Source organism: Okeania sp. SIO3I5 (genome assembly GCF_010672085.1).
Lineage (GTDB): Bacteria > Cyanobacteriota > Cyanobacteriia > Cyanobacteriales > Microcoleaceae > Trichodesmium.
Map to the genome: position 1 here is coordinate 1 of NZ_JAAHHT010000366.1, position 6,446 is coordinate 6,446.

The 6,446-nt window shown below is 38.2% G+C and carries 7 protein-coding genes; 1 reads left to right on the forward strand and 6 read right to left on the reverse strand.

From position 1 onward, the window contains the following. Positions 1 to 655 precede the first annotated feature (655 nt). Positions 656 to 1,447, reverse strand: coding sequence for a metal ABC transporter ATP-binding protein (locus F6K40_RS37820; protein ID WP_293144647.1), 792 nt, complete (start codon positions 1,445 to 1,447; stop codon positions 656 to 658). 782 nt (positions 1,448 to 2,229) lie between these two features. Here F6K40_RS37820 and F6K40_RS37825 point away from each other — a divergent pair. Continuing rightward, positions 2,230 to 3,174, forward strand: a complete 945-nt coding sequence (locus tag F6K40_RS37825) for a metal ABC transporter solute-binding protein, Zn/Mn family (RefSeq protein WP_375340631.1) — start codon at positions 2,230 to 2,232, stop codon at positions 3,172 to 3,174. A 355-nt stretch (positions 3,175 to 3,529) separates the two neighbouring features. On the opposite strand, the gene F6K40_RS37830 is transcribed toward F6K40_RS37825, so the two are convergent. From F6K40_RS37830 to F6K40_RS37850, 5 genes are all read right to left on the reverse strand, one after another. Further along, positions 3,530 to 4,054, reverse strand: coding sequence for a hypothetical protein (locus tag F6K40_RS37830; protein WP_293144650.1), 525 nt, complete (start codon positions 4,052 to 4,054; stop codon positions 3,530 to 3,532). 291 nt (positions 4,055 to 4,345) lie between these two features. Continuing rightward, positions 4,346 to 4,525: a hypothetical protein gene (locus F6K40_RS37835; protein WP_293144653.1), complete on the reverse strand. Its 180-nt coding sequence runs from the start codon at positions 4,523 to 4,525 to the stop codon at positions 4,346 to 4,348. Between the two features lie 279 nt (positions 4,526 to 4,804). Next, positions 4,805 to 5,362: a hypothetical protein gene (locus F6K40_RS37840; RefSeq protein ID WP_293144656.1), complete on the reverse strand. Its 558-nt coding sequence runs from the start codon at positions 5,360 to 5,362 to the stop codon at positions 4,805 to 4,807. A gap of 15 nt (positions 5,363 to 5,377) precedes the next feature. Then, positions 5,378 to 5,509: a hypothetical protein gene (locus tag F6K40_RS37845; protein ID WP_293144659.1), complete on the reverse strand. Its 132-nt coding sequence runs from the start codon at positions 5,507 to 5,509 to the stop codon at positions 5,378 to 5,380. Positions 5,510 to 6,063: 554 nt separating this feature from the next. Next, positions 6,064 to 6,411 carry a zinc ribbon domain-containing protein gene (locus F6K40_RS37850; protein WP_293144661.1) on the reverse strand — a complete coding sequence of 116 codons (348 nt, stop codon included), beginning with the start codon at positions 6,409 to 6,411 and terminating at the stop codon, positions 6,064 to 6,066. Positions 6,412 to 6,446: the final 35 nt, after the last annotated feature.

Genomic DNA, 6,446 nt, shown 5'->3' on the forward strand with positions numbered 1-6,446 from the left:
GAACGATTATGGTTATGACTTATATATTTCAGGTCCTTGCCACATCGTCTATCGACCTTATAATCCAGCCAAATGTGGCGCTCATGTGTGGATTAATACTTTTGATCCAGTGCAATTTGTAGACACTGAATTTAATCTAGATCCAGCCACTGCAAGGCAAGCCTACAAACACATTTAAGAGATAGTCTGGTTTCATTCGTCAGGCAAGTAAGGTCACCAAAAAAAATTTATTCGCTCACAGCAGTTTAACTGACAATAACTTCAGTAAATTTGTGCTGTTTGTTTGTGGGAAATCTTCACAGCATTAAGATTTTGATCTTCCTATTTTTTGACAAATCATTTAGGATTGCTATAGCTCTCACTCAAGTCAAAATATTAGTTGTCAAGGATTTCTATTAGACATCTCCGAAAAATATGTAGACTTTTTGTAAAAGTAGGGAACAGGGAACACTTAACTCTTAACTGGGAAGAGATTTTCTGTACATTTTTACTGAAAATGATTTTATTAGGAAATTTTACAACTCTATTTTATAGTAAATAAAGGTCAAGTTTATTTTCTGGAGATGTCTATTTTATGAAAATTATAAAACTTTTTTGCAGTGCTATAACTAAAACTTTAATCCTCCTCAAAAAACCTTAAGTTCATAAGCCGGCATTAATTATACATCCTGTTAACTAGCTGTTCCCTGTTCCCAGTTAAGTGTTCCCTGTTCCCTCTCTCAACAAAGAAACCAACCTTACCCCCATAAGCACGATACAAATTTTCTTCCTGCAATACAACTTGTCGATCGCCAACAGCAATTAACTCCTTATTTAACAGAATTAAATCGTCAAAATTAGTAATAGATTCTCCCAGATCGTGATTAACAACTATGACAATTTTTCCAACTTCAGCTAACTCGTGAAAAATTTCAAAAAGAATATTTTCAGTCTTCTTATCTACCCCAACAAACGGCTCATCAAAACAGAAAATATCGGCTTCTTGAGCTAAAGAACGCGCCAAAAATACTCGTTGCTGCTGACCGCCAGAAAGTTCACCGATGGGGCGATCGCGATAACTATCCATCCCCACCTTTGTCAACGCCTCCAATACTATTCTCCGACTCACATTAGAAAAACGACGAAACCAACCAGTCTGACGCACTCGCCCCATCATCACCACATCCCAGACAGTAGCAGGATAAGTCCAATCAATTTGCGATCGCTGAGGCACATAAGCAATTCTTCCCAACTGTTCGTGAAGTGGTTTGTCATTGTAGATTACAGAACCCCCAGTCACAGGAATTAATCCCAGCATTCCTTTTAATAAGGTACTTTTTCCCGCGCCATTAGGGCCAATAATACCTGTTAATTTTCCTGCTTGTATCTGTAGGGTAATGTCTCGCAATGCCTCAACGGTACGATAATGGACTGCTAAATGACTAACTGTAATTTTGGCCTGATTCATTAATTATGACTCCTATTAATTATCAAATATGATTCTCTGAAATCGTCTCACTGACGTGGGAAGGTGAAAAATATGAAAGCAATATGATATAAATTATGAAAGGAATATGAAAAATTGTCAATTGAATCATAATGAGAATTAGTAGGTATCTGCGCAAAATTAATTTAACTTTCCTGGCGGGAAGTCCCGCGCTCTCCATCCCCCCTAACCCCCCGTGCATAGGGGGGAGGGGGAGCGTCGGGATGAAAGCCTGGGCCAGGATTCGGATACCTTCATAAGCTAAACGTTCATATGCCCTTGACAAGCTAGGAGCATTTTGTTATTATCAATGTCAACACAGGGGGAGGACATCACCTCTGTCTAAACAGCGGTCAGGGTTTCCCAGACTGAAGAATCCCGCGTTTTCCCGTAAGGGCAACGTCGGGAGTATGTCAATTAATAGTCTGGGTAGAAAAGGCTTAACTCAGAACAAGGAACAGGAAATATATCTGAGTGGTAAATATAGACAGGAATTAGGCAGCAAAACAAGAAACCAGGTTTATTGCTCTAATTCTCTCTCACGAAATTCCCTTGAGCAACCTGGTTTCTGCGTAAAATCCAAAATAAAATCAATTCTTATCCATAAATTATCAATTACTTCTTCCTATTGCCTGTTCTATCTCTTGGTGCGCATTCCCTCTCTTAGTCAGCGTTGCCTTGCAACTGTCGTCGTCGCGGGATCTGACCGCTTGCGTCTGTCGCCGACGCGGGTTCGCACCGCTGTTCCCTATTCCCTATTTTCTATAGGAATTTTATTAGGATTATGGATTAGTGGTTGTACTGCTTCATCTTCAAATATTTCTGCTGAGGGTGAGGGTAAACCTTTAGTAGTTTCGACAAGTACCATCATTGCTGATATGGCAGAAAAAATAGGTGGGGATGAAATTGAGCATCAGGGAATTATGGAACCGGGAGCAGATCCTCATGTTTATGAACCGGTGCCTGCTGATAGTGTGGCTTTTGAGAAAGCAGATTTAATTATTTATAATGGCTATAATTTGGAACCTGCTTTAATTAAACTGATGAATGCTGCTGGTGTAAGAGCGCAAAAGTTGGCAGTGGGGGAAAAGGTGACGCCTTTACAAAATCCGGAGGAGGGGGAGTTGGTGCCAGATCCGCACGTTTGGGGTGATGCCGAAAATGGAATTGTGATGGTAAATGCAATTCGAGATATTTTGATTGAGTTGTCGCCGGAAGATAAAGAGGTGTTTATGGAGAATGCTGCCAGATTAGTTGAGGAGTTACGGCAGGTTGATATTTGGATTAGCGAACAAATAGAGACTATTCCAGAAAGTCAGCGCCGACTGGTGACTACCCATGATGCTTTTGAATATTATGTGAGAGCTTATGGTTTAGAGGTTACGGGAACTTTAATTGGGATGAGTACGGAGGAACAACCTAGTGCGCAGACGGTGAAAAACTTGGCGGAGGAAATTAAGAAAACTGGAGTGCCTGCTATTTTTGCGGAGACTACTATTAATCCTCAGTTGATTACTACGGTTGCGGAGGAAGCTGGGGTAAAGTTGGCAGCTAGGGAGTTATATTCTGATTCTATTGGCGCTCCTGGAAGTGAGGGAGATAGTTATGTGAAAATGTTGCTTTCTAATACTCAGGCAATAGTGGAAGCTTTGGGTGGGGAATATAGTGCTTTTGAATTGAAAATAAAACCGACTGCGGAAGGAAGTTAACGGAGAAGTTAAAAGTCAAAAGTCAAGAGTAAGAAGATTTTATAGCTCAAAACTTTGATGCTGTAGTAATTTCAGAAAATTATTTCACATCTAAAAGTTTGCAACTATACGCGATGTACAACTTTCTACCAAAATACAACGGTTTCTCTCCCGATTATTGAAAAGGTTCTTTTCAAAGCTCCGATTATTTCGTAGGTTGGGAAAAATTGCATAAGGCGTTAATTTAATAAAGTTATGAAAAAGTAAGAAAATCCTCTAATCGCTCTTGACTTCTGACAAAGAGGCTTTGATGAAGTCTTTCACATCTTGCTATCTCCGTCTCCGGGCATCTTCGCGTCTGGAGTCTTTCACATCTTCATTCAAACGGTATAATAACCATCTGACCAAAAAAGCAAGGAAACCAATAAAAAGAAGGTTTGGGATTAATTGGGTACCTATTTTTATGACTAATTGGGTACCTATTTCTATAATTTTTTAAATTGCTGTTCCAGTTGTGTCTTCGTATTCTATTGAGGCAATTATATATAACAGCAAAAACATATAAAGCAGACAAAAATAAATAACCAAGACATCCATAACCAAGAAAGTTACAAGCAATTACTTCTGCTTTACTTGGTTCGTGTTTCTTTTTGTAAGTGTAAGGATCTACCAAATCTTTTGGAATGATATAAAAACCTCCGTTCCTTTTTGGAAGTACATAAAAAGGTTCGTTTATTTCATTTTTTATTATTTGCAATTTTCTTTTAGCTTTTTTTTGAGCCTCCCACGAATTTATGAACTCTTTTATAAATTCTTCTTTTTCTCTTTCTTCTTTTTCTTGCCATTCTTGAAAAGCTCTTTCTTCATCATCTGAAAACAGATTAGAACCTCTTGATTTCATTTATTCTAAATTTTTATAGTGCACGAGGCAGTATATATAGAGCCTTTGCGTAAGTCCTGATATTAATAAATTACAGAACTTAGGCACGCATATCAAATCATACACCACTTTGTTTCTGCGTAAGTCCTGTTAATCAAAATTTTACAATATATAAACATACAAATCTTACTGAGAAACTTCTGATTCTCCGTTACCTTTCCCCAAGATATATTGGATGAAGGAGTCTCCTGAATATCCAACTAAAAACCCTGTAAACAGTCCGCCCCAAAAATCTTCAACTGAAACAACTTGTTAAACATTACTTTTGCGTGCAAACGCCACAATAATAATGAGAGCAAAAATAACTGTTCTAGACATCTTCAGCAAGAAATTTTTAGACAAGATATCTTGAAAGTCTCCAAATTCTCCATCCCCACTGACAATAAGTCCTAATATACTTCCAACAATTGCACCAAAAATTGATGAACGCATTGGCGCTCTAATATCTACAGAGAAAGGGATTGTATCTACATGATCTCTCTCATCAATCCTATAACGAACCTGGATTTGAAAAGTGTGACTAACGGGATGAAAAAATAACTATTTCCTAGTTTTCAAGACAAAATGTTTAACTAAAGAGTCTCCCGGATATAGTGTAATACTAAATTTTTATGGAGTTTTGAAAGAGGTTTGGGAAGGGGAATTTTCTGTTTGTTTAATATCATTTTTTTCTCCAGTTGTAAGGCTTATTTCTCCTTCCACATTATGAAGTTATAGGTTATTTATTTCTCCAGTTGCAAGGTTTATAGTTCCTTCCACATTATGAATTTCTAGGTCAATATTATTTTCCAAAGCAGCATTAAGGTCTCCCTCAATATTGTGGATTTCTACTGAGGATTTCCCAAGATACCTTAAACTACCAGAAGACTCTTCTTCATCTGGACTAACAGCTACAGCTACCCTTTCATCAGGTTCGAGCTGCAAAAAACTAAATAATGGAAAAATCTGAAAAATCTCAAGTGACAGGATAAATCGAAATATATCTGCCGCAAGAAATTGAAATTTAAGAGCATTTATGATCAACCATTGTAGAATTCCTCTTGAGCTATCTTGTTTAATGTCTTCTTGAACTTCTTGTGAGTCATCTTGTTTAATATTTTCTCCACCCTCTTTTAAGTCACCTTGTTTAATTTTCTTGAGTAAATCTTTCCTTGATTCATTGATTTTATTTCTATACCTTTTTTGAGCCAACTTATCCCTAATATCAACTGGTATATGTGTCTCTGTACTAAGTATCTTAACAGGAACAGAAAACGGATTTATAATCACAACATAAATTGATATTTATTCCCCAGCAGAAGTTATAGGTTTTGATGTTGAAGCTTCCAATCTTAGAGAACCACGAACATCTGAATCTTTATTTTTATTCAGCTCTTTTCCATAAAGGCATTCGTGCTTTTTCTCTTCATTACTCATACTTTTCTCCAATTATTTGCCCACAATTTTATAGCGCTTTTCAGATACATGACCTCACGTCACAATAAAAACCTTGTAGGGAGGTTCCATGGAACCTCCCTACTGTGGTCTATCTAAATGAAAACCGCTGTAATTAACTACAACTTACAAATTGACATACTCCCGACGTTGCCCTTACGGGACAACGTGGGATTCTTCAGTCTGGGAAACCCTGACCGCTGCGCATGACAGAGGTGATGTCCTCCCCCTGTGTTGACATTGATAATAACAAAATGCTCCTAAAAGTGTCAAGGGCCTATGAACGTTTAGCTTATGAAGGTATCCGAATCCAGACCCTGGCTTTCATCCCGACGCTCCCCTCCCCCCTTCCAAAGGGGGGTTAGGGGGGATGGAGAGCGCGGGACTTCCCGCCAGGAAAGTTAAAATCCGACCTCCCTCACTCCTACTGACTAAAGTTTGATTATCCGGACTAAATTGTACCGGATGATAACCACAAAGACTATCGAACAATTTCCCAGTGCTACTTTTAATCTCGTCAAAACGCTCAAATTTGATTAAAGCGCTTCAGTAGATATAGCATCACTGATCACAATAGAATCATTGATAACAGTGAAGGCAGTAGCCTGCAGAGCTCTCAACATTATGTTGCGAGCGCCATTGATATCCCGTGCAATTCTATGACCGCATTGAGGACATTTATAAATTTTTGAGCCGCCCAAGTTGTGATGAACGTGACCACAATTCGTACAAGTTTTAGAGGTATAAGCTTCATTACAACGAACGACTAAAACGCCTTGGCGAGCCGCCATTTGCTCTATATGAGAGGCAAATTTTCCGTGACTCCAAGTCAACATATTTCTCACAGATTTACGATTAATTTTTCTAGATGATTTAAGAACCATTTTAGAGGTTTCATAAGTTGGCAGAAAAATTAGTT

Bases quoted from the DNA above. Each gene is read 5' to 3' on its own strand.
- F6K40_RS37820 (WP_293144647.1), bottom strand. From the start codon at position 1,447: ATGAATCAGGCCAAAATTACAGTTAGTCATTTAGCAGTCCATTATCGT.
- F6K40_RS37830 (WP_293144650.1), bottom strand. From the start codon at position 4,054: ATGAAATCAAGAGGTTCTAATCTGTTTTCAGATGATGAAGAAAGAGCT.
- F6K40_RS37835 (WP_293144653.1), bottom strand. From the start codon at position 4,525: ATGCGTTCATCAATTTTTGGTGCAATTGTTGGAAGTATATTAGGACTT.
- F6K40_RS37845 (WP_293144659.1), bottom strand. From the start codon at position 5,509: ATGAGTAATGAAGAGAAAAAGCACGAATGCCTTTATGGAAAAGAGCTG.
- F6K40_RS37850 (WP_293144661.1), bottom strand. From the start codon at position 6,411: ATGGTTCTTAAATCATCTAGAAAAATTAATCGTAAATCTGTGAGAAAT.